The 19,293-nt window shown below is 42.8% G+C and carries 7 protein-coding genes; all 7 read right to left on the bottom strand.

The window, feature by feature from the left end:
- Nucleotides 1–203: 203 nt before the first annotated feature.
- Nucleotides 204–2,234 carry a YadA-like family protein gene (locus Q5873_RS02390; protein ID WP_303059105.1) on the bottom strand — a complete coding sequence of 677 codons (2,031 nt, stop codon included), beginning with the start codon at nucleotides 2,232–2,234 and terminating at the stop codon, nucleotides 204–206.
- A complete protein-coding gene (locus tag Q5873_RS02395) occupies nucleotides 2,231–14,842 on the bottom strand; it encodes an ESPR-type extended signal peptide-containing protein (protein WP_303059106.1) in 12,612 nt (4,203 codons plus the stop codon). Before Q5873_RS02395 ends, Q5873_RS02390 begins: the two co-directional genes overlap by 4 nt.
- Before the next feature lie 682 nt (nucleotides 14,843–15,524).
- Nucleotides 15,525–15,806, bottom strand: a complete 282-nt coding sequence (locus Q5873_RS02400) for a FliH/SctL family protein (protein WP_303059107.1) — start codon at nucleotides 15,804–15,806, stop codon at nucleotides 15,525–15,527.
- 452 nt (nucleotides 15,807–16,258) lie between these two features.
- Nucleotides 16,259–16,858, bottom strand: coding sequence for an Rpn family recombination-promoting nuclease/putative transposase (locus Q5873_RS02405; RefSeq protein WP_303059108.1), 600 nt, complete (start codon nucleotides 16,856–16,858; stop codon nucleotides 16,259–16,261).
- Nucleotides 16,859–16,861: 3 nt separating this feature from the next.
- A complete protein-coding gene (locus Q5873_RS02410) occupies nucleotides 16,862–17,323 on the bottom strand; it encodes a PD-(D/E)XK nuclease family transposase (RefSeq protein ID WP_303059109.1) in 462 nt (153 codons plus the stop codon).
- A gap of 261 nt (nucleotides 17,324–17,584) precedes the next feature.
- Entirely contained in the window at nucleotides 17,585–18,319 is a 735-nt protein-coding gene (locus tag Q5873_RS02415) for a hypothetical protein (RefSeq protein WP_303059110.1), read from the bottom strand.
- Nucleotides 18,320–18,624: 305 nt separating this feature from the next.
- A complete protein-coding gene (locus tag Q5873_RS02420) occupies nucleotides 18,625–19,158 on the bottom strand; it encodes a hypothetical protein (RefSeq protein ID WP_028255821.1) in 534 nt (177 codons plus the stop codon).
- Nucleotides 19,159–19,293: the final 135 nt, after the last annotated feature.

The following is a 19,293-nucleotide window of genomic DNA, read 5'->3' on the forward strand; positions in this document are numbered from 1 at the left end:
TGGTGGACTATACGCCCACCACTTCATCGCTCGGTCAGTTTTTATTTTACCGATGTGTCAGAACCGTCACAAAAGGCCCTGCCCCATAGATACTTCTATAGGACAGGGCCTTTATAATTAGAAACATTACTGAACCGGCTACGCCTTTAATAGTTATCTTCTAATGGTTATGCCTTTAATGGCTATACCTTTAATGATTATACCTATTTAGTTGTTGGTGCGGCGGTTGTTTCCTTTGCTTGATTCTGCGCCATCAACTGATTCATCATTGCTTCTAATTTTTCAACTTGCTGTTGAAGTTGATTGTTCTTTTCCGTCAATGATTTAATTTCAGCCTGATTGGACGCGCGGAGTTTATCAAGCTCTGCTTTATTTGCTTTGCGAAGTGCATCGAGTTCCGCTTCGTTTGCTTTCTTCATCGCATCGAGCTTAGCCTGACTGGTGGCGTTGATGACATCAATCTTGGCTTGGCCGGATTCTTGAAGCTGAGCCAACTGTGCTTTATTCGCTGCTTCTAAGGACATCAAATGATTCTTGTTAGCTTCATCCAATGCTTTCAATGTATCTTCGTTAGCCTTGCGAAGCTCTTTATTTTCCGCGGTCAAGCGATCGATACGTTCGGACATCGTCTTACGTTCCGGCTTCGTCGGATTATCTCGACCTGAACCTACGGAGAAGCCAATACCGGCAGATAAGCCCCATTTACCGCGGCTGTCATAGGTAGTCGCAATCTTGTAGGTAATATCACGATCGTCATTCGTACCGGATACACCGATGGCAACAGCCGATTCACCACCGTAAGAACCAACACCGGCACCAATCATCAGATTATCATCATACATATTGGTTACTTGCGGAATACCGGCGGCAGCCATAGCCGCTGCTGTTCCGGCATTTGCCTGTTTGGATACTTCCGTAAAGCGACGGTTGATTTCCGGACGCGTCATGTAGTTATCATCTAAATACTGCTTAACCGTAACACCGGATACTGCCAATTTATCGGTGGACGTATTGGTAGCAATAGTACCTTGACCTTCCAATTCATTTTTCGTATTGAAGTTATTAATAATATCGCCAATCTGCTTATCTACATACTTCTTATTGGCAATATCATTATCATCTTTAGGAACATCTTTTACGATTACATCCACAGTGCCTACCGCCTTCGGTGTTGTATCAGAAGTGGGGGCTCCTGTTGTATTACCGCCTGTAGTGGTACCTGCATTTACATTTTCGCCAGTAGATGTGCCGGAACCGGTACTACCTGTTGTGCCGGTGTTGCCGGTAGCAGATGTATCATCAGATTTAGGATTTGCTGTTGTTACCGTTAAGTACTTATTGAATTCGATAGCATCTTCATTGTTAATGTGTACTAAGGTTTTATTTCCATTAGCATCTTTGATGTAGAAGCCATCATTCTTTGTAGCCACTTCATAGGTTGCCCCATTCTGTGTCAACGTCAAGTTACCGTTCTGGTTAGTTCCTAGCTTAATACTACCATTATCAGTAAAATGAACTTCTTTAAATACAGGTGTCGACTTCATTCCGATGCGAACAATATTGCCTTCTACTTGGGTCATGATATTTTCTGTACTGAAGTTCGTCTTGAAATCAGAATTATCATTATTATCAGAGCCCTTAATAGCGAATTGGCTACCTAATGTACGATGCATCGGAGTTTTGCTACTTACTTCACCCTTAGCAGGATCTGCATTTGTATTTTCGGTATTCGCATTCGCAGTAATATCAAGACCGGCTTGTGCCACAGCTTGCAAATCACCAACGGTAGCCACCGTGTTAAGCTGCGAACCTTTTACATTGAGGAGACCATCTTTTTCTACACCGAAGCTATCAGTACCACCGTCCATAGCCGTCTTAGCATCCTTTGCACTAATCGCCACGGACGGAACCATAACAGGCATGTCTGTATCATCACGAACAATTTGCCCCTTGTCATCAAGCTTCGGCGAAGTTCCGTTAAGACCGATAGTGCTCTTGATATTACCGATTTCGGTCGGAGTATTGGTATCGCCGGACATGTTTACTGCGGACAGCTTGATATCGGATACCTGCGTTTCCGACACGCCTGCCTTTTTAGCTAACTGTTCGGCAGTCAGTCCGTTGCTCTTAGCGTCTTCCTTAACTTTGTTATCTTCATCGAAATCAGAAATGTTAAACCACATTCCGGTCAACGGATCCTGACGAAGCTTGCTTTCCAAGATATACTTATTCAACGGTGCCGCACTGTAGAATCTGTACCGGCTTTGACTAAACGATTACCTTTTGCATCGGTGTACACCACGTTACCGGATAACCCTTCACGCTGCGCCTGTACCTGTTTGGTCAAGGAGTAATCATTCAAGTTATCTCCGTTGGAAAGGTTACCGCCAACATCCGAACCGGCAATATGGCTCGGTCCTACTTCACCTTCGAGAATACCAAGATCTTCCAACGCACCGCGGGTAATAGCCGTATCGCGACGAGCCGGATCATCCTTGATGCCGGAGAGAACTACATTCGTATCTCCGTCTTGGGGATGTGTTGAAGTAAAGTTGACTTCGTTGCCATTCGCAGTACTGATGGTTACCTGCTTATCCGGCTGACCATTTTCTCCCGGCTGACCGAGGATGACCGAGTCGAATTCCGGATTCTTCTTGATGTTAATCGAAATTGTTTTTGTCTTCGGATCAACCTTAGTGGAAATATTTTTATCGGAGAAATCATTTGCATTGTACTCGGTGCCACCTTGGATAGCAATCGTACCACCTAAGGTAGTATGGGCTGTATCAAGAGTCTTAACATCCTGATTTTTTTCATCATCATGCGTAGTTGTATAACTATTGCCTGTGAAATCAAGACCAGCTTGTGCGGCTGCCTGTAAATCACCAACAGTAACTACCTTGTTCAGGTCGGCCCCTTTTGCGTTGAGGAGCCCACCGGTTACTGTTCCGTCAGTATCTTTTGCCCCGTTCATAGCTGTCTTAGCATCTTTAGGCGTAATTGCGTTGACAATACCTTTCGCCGGAGTTTTGCCATCGGCTTCCGTTCCAATACCGTTATAACCGTAATTGCTCTTTACATTACCGATAGTGGTCGGTGCTTTCGGTTCGCCCGTCTTAGGATCGACGGTAGAAATCTGAACATCATTAGCATTTACCGCCTTAGGCATGGTTGTAACCTTGGCAGCATCCTGTACTTTCTTCAGTTCATCGCCTTCAAGCACCTTACCGTCGGCATTAACAATCCGGCCACCCACAATCTTGGCACCGGCCTTTTCTAATGCTTCGGTGTTGTAATAGCTATCGCCGGCTTTTTCCATTCCCGCTAAATCAGATTTCTTATAGTAAGTGCCGCCATCATTTACAAGACGGTTGCCATCTTTATCGGTGTACACCATCGGACCGGCCTCACCGTCGCGGATAGCTTGAATCTGCGAACCCATGTCTTTGCCGTCAAGTCCGTCTTGACCGGCCGGGGTATTTGCCGGAGATTTAGCATCCGAACCGGCGTTTGCATTCACTGCACCTACCTTGTCGATAAGATCTTTCAACTGGGAGTAGTTGACAGCATCATTACCGCTTACACCATCGGCTACACCGGAAATACGAATATCGCCGTTATTGCCTGCTGTTCCATTCTTACCATCTTTACCGGCAAGATTGATTGTCATGCCTTCGGTAGCATCCTTACCATTTACCGGCACGGCAGTAATATCTACTTTCCCGCTGCCACCGTCTGTACCGTTTTCAACCGTAATACCTTCGAAAGCCGGTTTGCGAAGCATCGCAATCTGAATGGTGTTATCATCAGCTACCGTAGTCACCAGATTATCCGAGTCATAGTCAGCACTGTATTGTCTATCTAACTTGCCCTTGATAGATAATTTGGAGCCTAAGGCACGATGAATCGTCTGTTCCTTGTTATCTTTATCATTATTGGTACTAAAATCAAGACCGGCTTGTGCGGCTGCCTGTAAATCACCAACAGTAGCTACCTTGTTCAGGTCGGCACCTTTGGCAGTTAATAAACCTTCGCTAATAACCTTGCCATCTTTATCAACGGAGCCCATTGCTTTTTGTGCATCGCCTTTAGTAATAAACGTATTGGCACCTTTCGCCGGAACTTTTTCGCCTTTGTCATTGAGTTCCGTACCGATACCGTTATAACCGTAATTGCTCTTTACGCTACTAATCGTCTGCGGTGCTTTCGGCTCGCCTGTTGCCGGATCTACGGTAGAAATTTCAATCGTAGACGGATCAACCGGTTTCACTTGATAGTTAGACAAGATGTCAGGATTGGTAATTTCATTACCGTCTTTATCGATTACCTTACCTTCAACGGAAATCGTTACCCCATCCTTGGCCATAGCGTCCTTGCTGTAGAATGTAGTACCTATTTTTTCAGCTTTATCCGGAGCAATCGACCCCTTTTCATAGAAGTTCCTACCATCACGATCAAGCGTTTTACCTTCATGGGTATACACCATGGTGCCATTATCTACGCCTTCACGATTGTGTAACTCTTCTACAGCTTTATCCAAAGCGCCCTTCGTTACTGCCGAGTTCAGAGATTCGCCATCTTTAATGTTGTCGATGATTACGCGCGTATCTGCATCTGGTGTTGTATCTCCGTTGGATACCTTCAAACTAGTATTGCCTGCTCCATCTTTAACAGGAGCGAAGACAACCTTGCTAGAAATGTTGTTTAAAGTAATACCGGTAAACTCCGGCGATTTCTTCATACCGATACGAACTTTATCACCGTCAATAGTTGTTACCATGTTATAGAAACTATAATTGGTATCGCTATACGTAACACCATCTTTACCTTCGATAGCCAATGTAGAACCTAAGGTTTTATGAATAGTACCTGCTGTAGTTGTAACTGTATCATTGGTTGTGAAATCAAGACCGGCTTGTGCAACTGCCTGTAAATCACCAACAGTAGCTACTGTGTTAAGAGATGTATTGCTATCGCCCTTAACTAACTTATCTACATTGGTTTTAGCTTGATCTTCTCCAATCACAGGAGTCTTACCATTAGTACCTACATTTCCATCAAGACCAATAGTACTCTTCACATTGCCGATAGTTGTCGGTTCTTTCGGTTCACCCGTCGTAAGATTGACCGCACTAATCTGTACGTTGGAAGTTACAGGAGTAAGCTTAGCCTTAGACAACTCATCTTCAGAAATAGCAGAACCATCCTTAGATACAACTGTCGTACCATCATCGCTCAACTTAGCCCCTTCCGGTAAGCTCGTTGCATCATAATGTGTGCCATCATTTGTTACCAAGTCACTTGCTTTTACATCAGATGCTTTATAAAGAGTGTCCCCGGATTTAACCAAGCGATTGCCTTCACCATCGGTATACACCATCGGACCGTTTTCACCGTTCTGCAACTCCTTAACCTGATTATCCAAGTTTTGTAACTGCGAGTAGTTAACGGCATCGTTAGCATCAGTACCGGCGGCTATATTAGTAATCTTGACTTGATTATCTTTTCCATCAGTACCATTGGTTAAGTTCAAGGTAGTTCTATTATTAGTATCTTTACCCGGTGTTAGTATAACAGTGTTAGCATTGGAATCTGTACCATCCTTCAAGGTTACGCCGGTAAATTCCGGAGCTTTTTTCATACCGATGCGAACTTTATCACCATCAATAGTTGTTACCATGTTATCGAAGCCATACTCAGTATCTTTATACGTAGCACCAGATTTACCTTCGATAGCCAATGCAGAACCTAAGGCTTTATGAATAGTACCTGCTGTATCTGTAACTTTATCATTCGTTGTGAAATCAAGACCGGCTTGTGCGGCTGCTTGTAAATCACCGACAGTCACTACTTTGTTAAGGTCAGCACCTTTCGCATTGAGCAAGCCAGATTTTCCATCTTCGCCATCCATAGCTGTTTTTGCATGAGCAGCATCAATTGCTTTAGTAACGCCCTCAGCATTTTCACCAATACCATCGTAACCGTAGTTGCTCTTCACATTACCGATAGTGGTCGGTGCTTTAGGTTCGCCTGTCTTAGGATCAACCGTAGAAATCTGTACATCCTTAGCATCTACAGCCTTAGGCATGGTTGTAACCTTAGCAGCATCCTGTACTTTCTTCAGTTCATCGCCTTCAAGCACCTTACCGTCGGCGTTAACAATCTGGCCATCCACAATCTTGGCACCGGTCTTTTCTAACGCTTCGATATTGTAATAGCTATCACCGGCTTTTTCCATTCCGACTAGATCAGATTTCTTGTAGTAAGTGTTGCCATCTTTCACAACACGGTTACCTTCTCCATCGGTATACACCATCGGTCCGGCTTCACCATCACGGATAGCCTGGATTTGCGAACCCATATCTTTGCCGTCAAGTCCATCATTGCCGGATGGATTTGTAGATGGAGATTTACCATCTGTACCGGCATTGGTGTTTTCAGCACCTACTTTATCAATGAGGTCTTTCAACTGGGAATAGTTTACTGCGTCCGTGTCATTAGAACCGGCGGCTACATTGGTAACCTTAATTGCACTATTATCGCCATCAGTACCATTGGTCAATGTTAAGGTATTAGCTTCTTCCCCCGGTTTCAATTCAACCGTATTTGTTCCATTGCTTACCTTAACACCGTCAAAGGTTGGTGTCTTCTTCATACCGATACGAAGAGTACCATTATCATTTTTAGTCGCTAAGTTTTTAGATTCAAAACTACCGTCATCAAAATTAGCATTTTCTTCACCTTTAATTAATAAGGTGGAACCTAATGCCTTATGAATAGCATCACCGGTATTTCCTTTGAAATCAAGTCCGGCTTGTGCAACAGCCTGTAAATCACCAACAGTAGCTACTGTGTTAAGAGACGTTTTGCTATCGCCCTTAACTAAATTAGACACATTGGTTTTAGCTTGGTCTTCTCCAATCACAGGAGTCTTACCATCAGTACCTACATTTCCATCAAGACCAATAGTACTCTTCACATTACCGATAGTGGTCGGTGCTTTCGGTTCGCCTGTCTTAGGATCGACTGCGCTAATCTGTACATCTTTACTTTCTACAGACTTCGGTTCTACCTTAGCTTCATTTACTTTATCCAAGATAGTTTGGTCGGTAATTTCTTTACCGTCTTTATCTACTACCTTACCGTCTACAATCTTGGCTCCAGCTTTGGCTAATTCATCTATATTGTAGTACGTACCGTCAGCTGCTTTTTCAGTACCGGCTAAGCTATCCTTCGTGTAGAACTTATCGCCGTCTTTTACAACGCGGTTGCCTTCACCATCGGTATAGACCATAGATCCGGCTTCGCCTTCACGAATTGCGGCAATCTGAGTACCCAGGTCTTTACCATCAAGACCGTCTTTACCGGCAGCACCCGGAGTTTTATCCGTTTTGCTGGATACGGCATTTTCAGCACCCACTTTTTCTTTTAAGTTATTCAACTGCGATACATTAACAGCATCGTTAGCATCAGTACCGGCTGCTACATTGGTAATCTTAACACTGGTGTTTACATTTCCAGTATTGTCCGAATCTTTCCCATTGTTCAACGTTAATGTGGTTGTACCATCTTCAGTATCCTTACCCGGTGTTAATGTAACGGTGTTAGTATCCGGTTCTGTACCATTCTTCAAGGTTATGCTGGTAAATTCCGGAGCTTTCTTCATACCGATACGAACTATATCCCTGTCAACGGTTGTCACCATATTGTCGAAGCTATAATCACTATCGCTATATGTAGCACCTGATTTACCTTCAATATTCAAGGTTTCACCTAATGCTTTATGAACCGTCCGCACTTTACCCGCTTCGTTACCTTCCTCTTTAAGATTGTTTGTTTGGAAAGTAAGTCCTGCATTAGCTACTGTTTGTAAATCACGAATCGTTGCTGCATTGTTCAATACGGAACCTTCAGCCTTTAACAAACCGGTATTGGCAATGGTACCGGCCTCAGCATTTGAATCACCGGTCATAGCCGTAGATGCTATGTCGCCTGCTGTCTTGTTAGGATCTTTTATAGCTTCAGGATTTGTTGCCACTAACGTACTTTGAACATTACCAATCGTGGTCGGTGCTTTCGGTTCGCCTGTCTTAGGATCGACTGCACTAATCTGTACGTCTTTTACCTGTTCTACCTTAGCTGCATTTACTTTATCCAAGATAGCTGGGTCAGTAATTTCATTACCGTCTGTGCCTACGACTTTACCGTTTTCAATCTTAGCTCCGGCTTCGGCTAACTTATTTGTATTGTAATATGCACCGTCAGCTGCTTTTTCAGCACCGGCTAAGCTATCCTTCGTGTAGAGGTTATCCCCGTCTTTTACAACACGGTTACCTTCTCCATCGGTGTAAATCATCGGTCCCGCTTCGCCTTCACGAATTGCAGCAATCTGAGTACCGAGGTCTTTACCATCAAGACCGTCCTTACCGGCAGCGCCCGGAGTTGCATCCGTTTTGCTGGATACGGCATTTTCAGCACCTACTTTATTTTTTAAGTTATCCAACTGCGATACGTTAACAGCATCACTACCATTTTCACCATCAGCTAAACCGGTTAGCTTTGTACCTTCCGTAAGAGTAATCGTCTGACCTTTATCTCCCCCGAAAGTCATTGTCGTTGTTTGACCATCTTTGCCCTTAGGGCCTGTAATACTTGTAATATCAGTCAGGGTAGAACTCAAGCCATAGGTAACTACACCATCTGTATCGGTGGTCGCAGTAAGGTTGTTATTTGCAGTTTTGAAATTCAAACCTGTAGCCAGCGAAGTTTTCCCCGGTAACGTTGTTCCTTCCTTTCTATCTCCCGATGCTTGATAGGATAACTGCGTATTCGATTCCAATGTTTTCTGATTAATAGATAATGTATATGTATCAGCTGCAGTGCCTTCGCCCGGAGTATTTGTTACCGTTAAAATTCCGTTTTCGGCAGGATTTACTGCTACTTTTGTCTTAGCCTTAGTTACTGCATCATACACCTGACCAGACGTAGCTACCTGCGTATTACCGGAAGCAATACTTGTTGCCTTGTTCAAAGTAATAGTTACATTATCACCATTGGCAGCGGTAGTAATATCTGAGCCGGTAGAACCCTGTGCTGCCTCGGCTCCGACAATATTGAAAGATACATCATTGGCCAATGTTTTTTCTGTAGTAGAAGAATTGCTATTACCCTTCAAACTAATTTTACGATTACTAAATTGACCGTACGTTACAGCATCACTATCAGCACTACCATTAGCCAAACCGGTAATCTTGGCACCACCAACATTTACCTCTTTGGATGTTGGGCTCAATGTAATCGTAGTACCTGTCGTTGTATCTCCGGATGTAGCAGTATTACTAATAGAACTAATGCCTGTAAGGGCTTTGTTCAAAGTGTACTTCACAACGCCGTTTGCTTCTACGGAAGCTGTCAGGTTATCGGTGCTTATAAAATTCAAACCGTCAGACAACATAACTGTAGGCGTAGTTGTGCTGCTAGTTCCATTTGCCTTATAAGTAAGTGGAATCTGCTCAGCTGCTTTTGTTCCATTAAAGGTTACGTTGTAGTTGAAGTGGCCATCAGCTGCTGTCGTCTTAGTTACTGTAACAGGACTATCTGCATGTTCGGTCAGTGTCGTAGTTGCGGCATTCTTTGCATTAGTAATCGCTGTGTTGACCGTATCCCCGGTAACAAGCTTAGTATCACCTTCTGCAACCTTACCGGTTTTATCTATAGCAATACGTACACCGGTTGCCGTAGTCGTTGTTGTAACATCTGTACCATCGCCATTAATAGCAAAGGAAATATCTCCGGTTGTTAAGGATTTTGCATTCGATGTACCAGCCGGAGTTGTATTACCGGTTACCCCAATCGTATGGGCCATCTGATCATTTAACGTACCGATACTGGAAGTATTGGTTGTAACCCTACCATCCAAGGCATTAATTGTATTTTTAACTGTTGTAATAGCGGTATTAACGGCGCCGGAGGTTACTGCCTTATCAGCATCGTCACCTGTACCGGTTACTGTCGTTGCCTTATTCAAGGTAAAGGTAACATCCGTTCCCGAAGCCGTAGTAGTAATGTCCTTACCATTATCGGCACCCTTTAAGCTGAAGTTCATACCGTTTTCGGTACCTACTTTAACAGCATCCGTTGCTGCATTGGAAGTCGTTGTTGCAGTTTCTCCTTCACCACTAGCAGTCGTTGTACCATTAGCAGTAAATTTAATTGTCTGCGCTGCCAACGATTTCAGCTGCGATACGTTTACTGCATCGGTATCGAGAGCACCGGCAGCCACGTTGATAATACGGCGTGTACTAGGATTGTAGGTAATACCGTCAGCCGTCTTTGTTTCAGCACTTGTACCGACGGATACAACACCGGCATTCGGAGTAGCGGTAATACCATCTTTGGCTTCATTAGTGTAGTAAACGCCTTTTGTTGTTGTCGTAGCATCAGCTTCGGTAACGATAGACTTATCACCCAAGGCTACGCTGGCACCGTTCAAATTATCCGTTTCGGCCATGTTGCGCGCCTCGTAACCGATAGCTACACCACCCTTTTGTCCCTTAATTGCAGTAGCACCGGTATTGTCAGTTGTCTTTTCACCGACACGCGCATTATAGCCGATGGCGATACTACCTTCGGTAAGAGCTTGGGAGTTATCGTAGTTGATTTCGGTAAGCTTGGCAGTAAGTGCATCACTCGTCATCCCTGTTATATAATTACCATCTTGCGTTAATACACTAATATCAGCATCACGGGCTTTTACTAAATCCTGTAATGCATACTCAGGCAAATCAAATTTTGCATGTAAGCCATCGGCATCTAAATTTACCTGTAACAAGTGATCGGTGGTATTTTCTGTCAACGTGCCGTAGAAATTACTTAACTTCGAATCAGCATTTAATTGATCTAGGGAAATACCATATGTATTAACTAAATCATTACGCAACTGTGTTAATTCTTTACGATAGCTAGTATTTGCTTTGTCTGTTAAGGTAGATCCACCATATTCTGCTTTGATCAAATACCCTTTGTATTCGCTTAATGTTCTGATAAAGCGATCATAGGTAACTTGCGCCCCGTATTTAGTCGCATAGTCAGTCGTTGGAGTAGAATTAATCTGCTGGAAGTTAGTAGCCACGAAGTGAACACCGTTATTTAAATCGATTGGATTCATTTCGCGCTGTATGGAATCCCATAACTGCATGAGCTGGCTCACGTTAACGGCATCCGTATCATAAGCACCGGCTGCTACATTAACAAGACGGCGTTCCATTCCTTTTTTGCCGATAGAGATAATGCCTGTATTTACATCGGTAGAAGCCGCTACGGCCCCCGGCGTACGCCAAGCAACCATCGCCATCTGTTCAGGTGTGTAATCCGTTTCGGAATTTACCCCTAAGGCAACTGAATTTTCCAACCATGCTTCCGCACCATTACCGATGGCCATAGCATTATTACCGTTTTCACGGGCCAATGTCTTCCCTTCTTCACTGGTACGTGTCGTTGCCGTAGAATCTGTCGTTGACTCAGCATTATATACACGCGCATTAACACCAATTGCCATAGCGCCGTCAATCTTTTTATTTTCATCAGTTTTAACCTGCTTAAAAGATTCTACGGAATCACCGGTCACGCCGCCTACTTCCGTATTAATTTCTCGAAGCAAGTGGCCATCATCCATTAAGTAGCGTCCGATGCTGGAGCCGGTGCCAATTACGATTGAATTCGTTACCCCGGCATCAATAACAGAGTTAGTACCGAAAATAATGGAGTTTTCCGAATCATGAGCAACACCTGAGGAGAAGCCGATAACTGAGGAGTTTTTCCCTTCGTTGATAGCGGCAATACCTACGGACAACGCATTTTCAGCATTGGCAGATGATGCGGTGCCTACTGCCATCGAGTTGATACCGGTAGCGCGAGAGGCCAAGCCTAATGCCACCGAGTTACGCCCTGTCGTCATGGAGTACGAACCAAGAGCCATACCGTTGGTGGCATCATCTGTTATAATAGCCCCCTTACCCATAGCAATGGCATTGCCGGCAGTGGCAATCGCATTGTTACCGATTACAATAGAGTTCTCTGCATTTTTATTAGGATCATCTTCTCCCTTAGCAGCAACGACTACACCACTTACACCGTGGAAGGTCGTTGTTTCCGCCTTCGCCGTCGTTAACCCCGGATTGGTATCCGCCGTCAGCAAATCATCTAAGTTATCCAGATAGCTTTTATCGCCATTAAGTCCATCAGCAGTAATTAAATCATCATTTGCAGTAATCTCCTTTAAATCCTTGCCGGTTAAAATTGATTTTGCATAGCGAGAGGGATCGCTGTTATATAATCCATTAGCATCAAAAACGGCATGACCATCCTTTGTACCAAAGTTTATTTTTACATTCGCGTAGGCATTACTACCTACTGCTAATGAATTTTTACCACCGGCGTATGTTCTGTAACCGTAGGCATTACCACCTTCACTCAATACCTGCGAACTCGAACCTGATGCAATGGCGTTATTCGCAAATACGTAGGAGTTATTCCCCATTGCCATGGAGGCAGCCCCTTCGGCACGAGTAAGGGTACCTAAGGCAGTGGAACCCTTCCCGATAGCGAATGTTAATGCACCGATGGCTGTTGCATTATCCGCATAGGCCATGGAACGAGAACCAATAGCCATGGATCCTTGTCCCACTGCCATAGTCGGAGAATATCGTATACGCCCCATACTATCGTTAGCTCGAATGAGATTACCATTCTTATCTAATATATACCCATTAACAGAGCTATTTACATCATATGGATTAGACTTTTGCAGTAACATCTGCTTATACAAGCTATTATAGTAATGCTCTGCATCATAGGTTGATACGTTATATCGAGAGTCATAATAAGCGGCATTGTCGTCATTACCGATGGCAATCGAAGAACGACCCAAAGCATAGGCATTATTACCAAAAGCCGCTGCTTGTCCGGAAGCCCAAGTAGAGTTACCTACGGCGGTACCTTCGCCTTTACCACCGATAATACCGTCATCATCATTAGTAACAGATTGCATAGTAGGAAAAACGGTCTCATCAGCAATGCCTTTTATCCAATATTTTGCATCTGTTCCCAGTAGCGCATCAGATACTCTTGCGCCGGCACCGATGACTACGGAATAGTTCATATCACCACCATTAACTTTTGTAATAGATGGTCGCGAGCCATCCGAAGCAGTTCCACCTATCAAAATAGAACTGGTAGATGTTTTACTCCCACCTTCTAATTTTATGTTATTACCGATAACGATACTTTCGTTACTAGTATTAGCAAACTGTACATTATTACCAATCGCAATCGAAGAAGTACCATTATTCTTTGTGTTATACCCCATACTAATGGAGTAATCCGAATTTGCTGTTGTAGCTGATCCAATTGCCAAAGCTCCTGTTTTACCATTTGCATTTGCCTCTCTTCCGAATGCAATAGAATCTGTAGCATTAGTTACTTTAGCTTTATGACCGATAGCAATTGAGTTTGTAGAGCCAGTTGCATTAGCTCCCTGTTGGTGTGTTGGATCACTACCAATAGCAATCGAGTAATTTGAAGTATTTGCTGTTGCCTGCCTACCTATAGCGATACTATTACCGTAAGCAGAGGTATTACTCGTATCTTCTGCCTGTGCGTTGGAACCAAGAGCTATAGAATAGGACATATTTCTTGTTCTCGCATTATAACCGATTGCAACTGACTCTTGCCCATCACTTTTGGTACCCGTATTATAAGCTCGAGCATTCGAACCAATGGCTACCGCATATGGTGCATTACTTGTATAGGCATTTAAGCCGATGGCAACCGATTCCTTTGCATTGTCGGTAACAGCTGCCCACAGTTTACCATCGCCTCCCGCTACACGATCACCAAAAACAATGGCACCGGAAGAGTTAGATATGGTGACATTATTCCCCATCGCCAGCGCGCCTTTTGATTTTTGGATAGCATTATTCGCCCCTAAGGCAACGGCAGAATCAGAATCGGTAATCTGTGTGTTCGCTCCCAGCGCAACCGCATTGGGAGAACTTCCGTCCGCCAACGCAGCAAAACCAATAGCAATACTCTGCTTGCCTATCGCTTGATTATTATCATAGTTGCTGCTCCCCAACATAGTGGTTGTTGCAGTATCTATCGCCGTCTGATCCGTATCACTTGACTGTGCCGATGTTACTGCGCCGGTTGCCGTATTCGCATCTGCGTAGGCTGTTTTCATCGCATTGGCATCAACAGTTAAAATTAACTTACCATTATCATATGTACGAGTAATCCCTTTAATGTTATTTACTTTAAGGTTATTAATCTGCGTCTGATTATAGCCTAAGTTCAGCAAGTCCGTTTCATACTTCTGCAAATCCGTAGCGTAAGTAGCCAGCGTAGCCGCATCGGTAGTTGTCCCATTGTACACATTCTGCGCAATCGCTGTTTCGTACTGCACTATTTTATTTACATAGGCCGTATACACATTGGTGGCAAAGGTTTTATAATCCTTGTTAAACGCCACACCACTATAGGTTGTAGTCGGCTGAAAGTTAACCGACACAAAATGTTCGCTTGTCGGATTCGTGTTAGCATCTGTATCCGCTGCACTCACATTAAAGGTAATACCGGTAAGTCCGGTTAATGCTAACACTGCCACGACCGCTCGGACTGTCATTGTATTCCAGCGTTTACTAACAAAGGCAGCATTAAAAAAACGCCCTATTGCAGACGTCTCAGCTTTCGTTTGGTTGTTCTTCGTATGATTCTTCGCCAGCTCCGACGTAACCACATAACAATTTTTCGTTTTACTCCAAACAACTTTAAATATCTTATTCATAGGATGACCCCTTTTTCAAACATGCGCACTTCGCGCTCACAATACCGGTGATCAAACAAAAACTTTTCCGTAAAGGAACCTCTTCTCTCATACATCTTGCTAATCTCCACACACATTTGTCAAATTACATCACTCTATTGTCGTTTTCTTGTATACACGACCCATTAATTTCAAAATTTCAATCCCAAAGCCTAAAAATTTTCCCTATTTCTTACCGTGATTATACTCCTTTTGCATAGAGATAACAAGAATTTTCCACGCGTTTACAAACGACTGTTTATAACTGTTTATATATGTTTGTAATGGTTGTCATAGCTTAAACGATAATAATAATTCAAAAATAAACGTTACTAATTGGAAAAGGATGTCCCAGTGTAGTACACATAGAATAATAAAGTGATATCCCTATATCTCAAAAGTTCGGTCTTACAAACGAATAGCGAACTGAAAGCATCCTGCGATGGCTCTTTGAAGCCCGGTCTTGCGAAGGAATCCATGATACAAAAAGACCCCTATGATAGTGCTTTGAAGCCCGGTCTTGCGAAGGGCATTCTACATCACTATCATAGGGGTCTTTCTCTCTCGGAAGGAGTAAAAGAGGGCAACTCATGTCGTAGGCACGTCATTCGTGGGACTTGGTTGCCGAGACATGAGTTGTCCTCTTGGTTGTATAGTTTATATCTTATAGTAAATCATGTTCTTTAGCGAGAGCACGGATTTCTTGTTCAGTTAATGAAATATATTTACTTATCAATTCGACAGGCACATTATTTTCTAACATAGATAGAGCAGTTTGACATAATCCCTCTTTTCTGCCAGCAGCTTGGCCTTGCTTTAGCCCTTGCCGCAGCCCTTGACTCAGTCCCTCTTTGCGTCCAGCGGCTAATCCTTCTTTACGTCCAATGGCGATTCCTTCACGAATGCCATCATTATGTCGCACCAGTAATTCCATTTCGTAGGTCATATAGGCCACCTCCTGTGTTTCACTGAATTTTATATTGGTTAATTCTTCATCAATCGCTTTTACAAAGTCACCATGTACAGTATGGGTATGTATATATTGTAAAAGATAAAACAGATTTTTTACAAGCGATGTCCATATATCTCAGAGGTCAGGTCTTGCGAATGACACTCTTGCGATATATGGGCATCGCTTCTTTCCCCTGGAGGGAGAGAAAAGAGAGTAGACTATCAGTATAAGAAATGCTCTTCGATAGACCGAGCTTAACCGATTATATACCACAGCCGTTACTATCGCCGGTCCATCGATGCAATGACTACTTTCTTCACCGCCGACTCACACCAACTCAACCGAAGGTGGTGTGAAACAACGTTTCGTCTATGCAATAAACCGCCAAGACGGAGAAAATATACTTACTTACTCTCTATCTTGGCGGTATAAGGTATTTCTTTACCTTACAACAGATTATGCTTTTTGGCGAGGTCAAGAATTTCTTGTTTAGTCAAGGAAGTGCATTCACTGATCAATTGAATGGCTAGTCCTTTCTTTAACATAGATACGGCTATTTCTCTTGAATTTTCTTTACGTCCAGCAGCTAATCCTTCCTTACGGCCAGCAGACAATCCCTCTTCGCGTCCGATGGCGATTCCTTCACGAATGCCATCATTATGTCGCACCAGTAATTCCATTTCGTAGGTCATATAGGCCACCTCCTGTGTTTCACTGAATTTTATATTAGTTAATTCTTCATCAATCTCTTTTACAAAGTCACCATGTACAGTATGGGTATGTATATATTGTAAAAGATAAAAGAGGTCTTTATCAACCTCGGGATATTGATCCGGTGTAGCATCGGCAGTCCCTACCGTACTATTTAGAAAAATTTTGGTTGATTTGTCTTGAATAATATCTCGTGATTTCTTCGTCCAGCATGTTTTGCATTCATATAAAGGCTCACCATGATCAAGAAAATCAAAGGTACATATGAAAATGATATACGTCGTGCGAAGATTTCGGTAGTCGCTGCCCTTGCTGAACGTATCGGCATCAATCATGCTTTAGTAGTAACGTGTCCGTCCACCTAACGCTTCCGGTCCCTCATTAGTACATTGCATTTCTATATCATAAATGTTGCCATCCATATCGGTTACATATACGTCTAGTCTAACCCCTTTGCTGTCACGACGCATGTCGATGACTTTCTCCGACTCGGGAAAGCTGATGTCCGCGATAGTCATGCCAAGAATTTTTTCTATCAGTCGTTTGCAAATCCGTTTGTTGCGCATTACTTTTTCAAAAAGAAAATTATCTGTAATGGTTAGGTTCCTCCATTTTTCGCGCAAGGCTAGTTGCGTTTCGTAATCGATTACATCTTCATGGACTAATAATGATCCAGCAGGGCATGCGTAAGAAAAATGGGTATTGGTGTTGGTGGCTTCACCTGCGGATATATTTGATGTTGTGTCTATCGTATCAGATATAATGCTATCTGCTTTAAAAGAAAATTGTTTGGTAATCATAAAATCCCTCCTTGCCGTAATAATACGAGGAAGGAGTACGGCTTTCCTGTCCAACTTCTCAGCTGTTCATTATTCTACGCTCAGTGTTAATATATGTCCTCAGTAGTATTACGCACTCCCGGTACTACCACGTGCTTCCAGTGCTACTACGTGCTTTTTGTATTGATTAGTACAAACAATGCCCCTATACCACACCCAAATCCTTTAGAATTTCGAGTACAGTGAAGCCAAGTAGGGCTTACACTCCTCCTTCTGTAGAGGCTATGGCTCATGCCCTCTTGTCTCCCTCTGCATGAATCGATTATACTCCGCAGCAGTTACTATCCCCTGTCCAACAATACAGCAGATCCTTTCTTCACAGCCGGCACGCACCATCGCAACCGAAGGCGGTGGGAAACAACGCTTCGGTTCTGTCTTCATTTTGCCTTTCGCAACTTCACCTTTCTTTACTGTGGTTTCTTTAGATATGTCTTGTCTAGTCTTGTCTTGTCTATGTATGCGCCCATCTCGTGATTCACTTTGCCGCCCATCTCGTGATTCACTTCGCCGCTCATCTTGTGACTCACATTTCTGCCCATCTTGTTGCTCACCTTGCGGCTTAGCTTTTGGTATATCACATGACTCATTATGTGACGTATCCGGCAACGGATTTTGTAATTCCTCTTCTAACTTTTCTTCCAACGGTTCTTGCGATGTACTTTGTATTCCTCCATCTGTCAGCGGAATGATTTCGTATATCGCAGACTTCTTGTCATCGCACAGCATGTAACGGATGCGACCGGCTTTTTGTAAAACGACATGTGCTTCTGTTAACTTAGCTCTTGATAAACCGGTAGCAGAGGCCAATGTGTCCATTGAAAGCGAAAATGTTTTCTGCCAAAAACCTATATTGTTAAAATGCATGAGCACATACCATAAGATTCTTGCCGACATCGACATCTCCGGATGTAGCATACTCCACACGTGAAATGCATTAACCTCTTTTAGATAATTCATTGTATATCGCCTCCATAATCAGGGAAATTATATACCCCTCTACTATATACAATCCCTCGAGAGGCGATTTTGTAAACCAAAATTCAAAAATTTTTAAAAAATTTCCTAAATTGCAATATGCAATAAGATAATCCATAGTGTCGCGACGCTAAAATTCTCAGTACGGTAGCTCTCTGTGCAGTAAAGATATCCTTTCTAACATACGATAAAAATAAACCGCCAAGGCGGAGAGGATATAGATAACCTCTGCCTTGGCGGCTTAAATGGCGTATTCGATTTTGTATTGTTATTAGGAGATCTAGTAGTTATAAAGCATCTTTGTTAAATATATCTGCAGCAATTTTCGTTGCATCATCAAACTTAGTCATATTTAGCGAAGTATCAACTAATTTATACGATTGCTTCAACACTTCTAAGGCTCCTTTATCAACGTACATTCCAACTATAGTGATTATCACAAAAATAAAAATTTTACTGAATATAATATAAAACCGAGTATTTCCTATAGTAAATCCATTCTTAGTTCCCCAATATAAATAGACACTTTCAAAAATAATGCCTAATACAATCAAAGCTTTAAAAACACTCATATAGGTGTAAGGAGAAACTACAGCTATAATACTATCTTTGACGGCTACCATCACCATAGTTAATAACAGAATTGAAAACACAAGTATTGGAATACACCTTAATAAGGTCAGTCTATCTTTCTCCTTTATAGCTATCATTATCTTCCTTCTATTCTTGTATGCTCCGAATTCAAATAGATCATTCTTTCCGAATATTATCACTTGCATAGTTTCTAAAAGATAAATAACTGCTATAATTTTCCATGGCATATGATGTAATCTCCTATAGTGATAAATAATATTTTTATAGTTAATTGTAAAATGAAATTGAACACATAAAAATCCACAGTGGATACCGTCGTGTTATAGTTAAAGTTCCTAATCAAAAACCAACACACGAGGTAC

The sequence above is a fragment of the Veillonella magna genome (genome assembly GCF_959600285.1).
GTDB lineage: Bacteria > Bacillota > Negativicutes > Veillonellales > Veillonellaceae > Veillonella_A > Veillonella_A magna.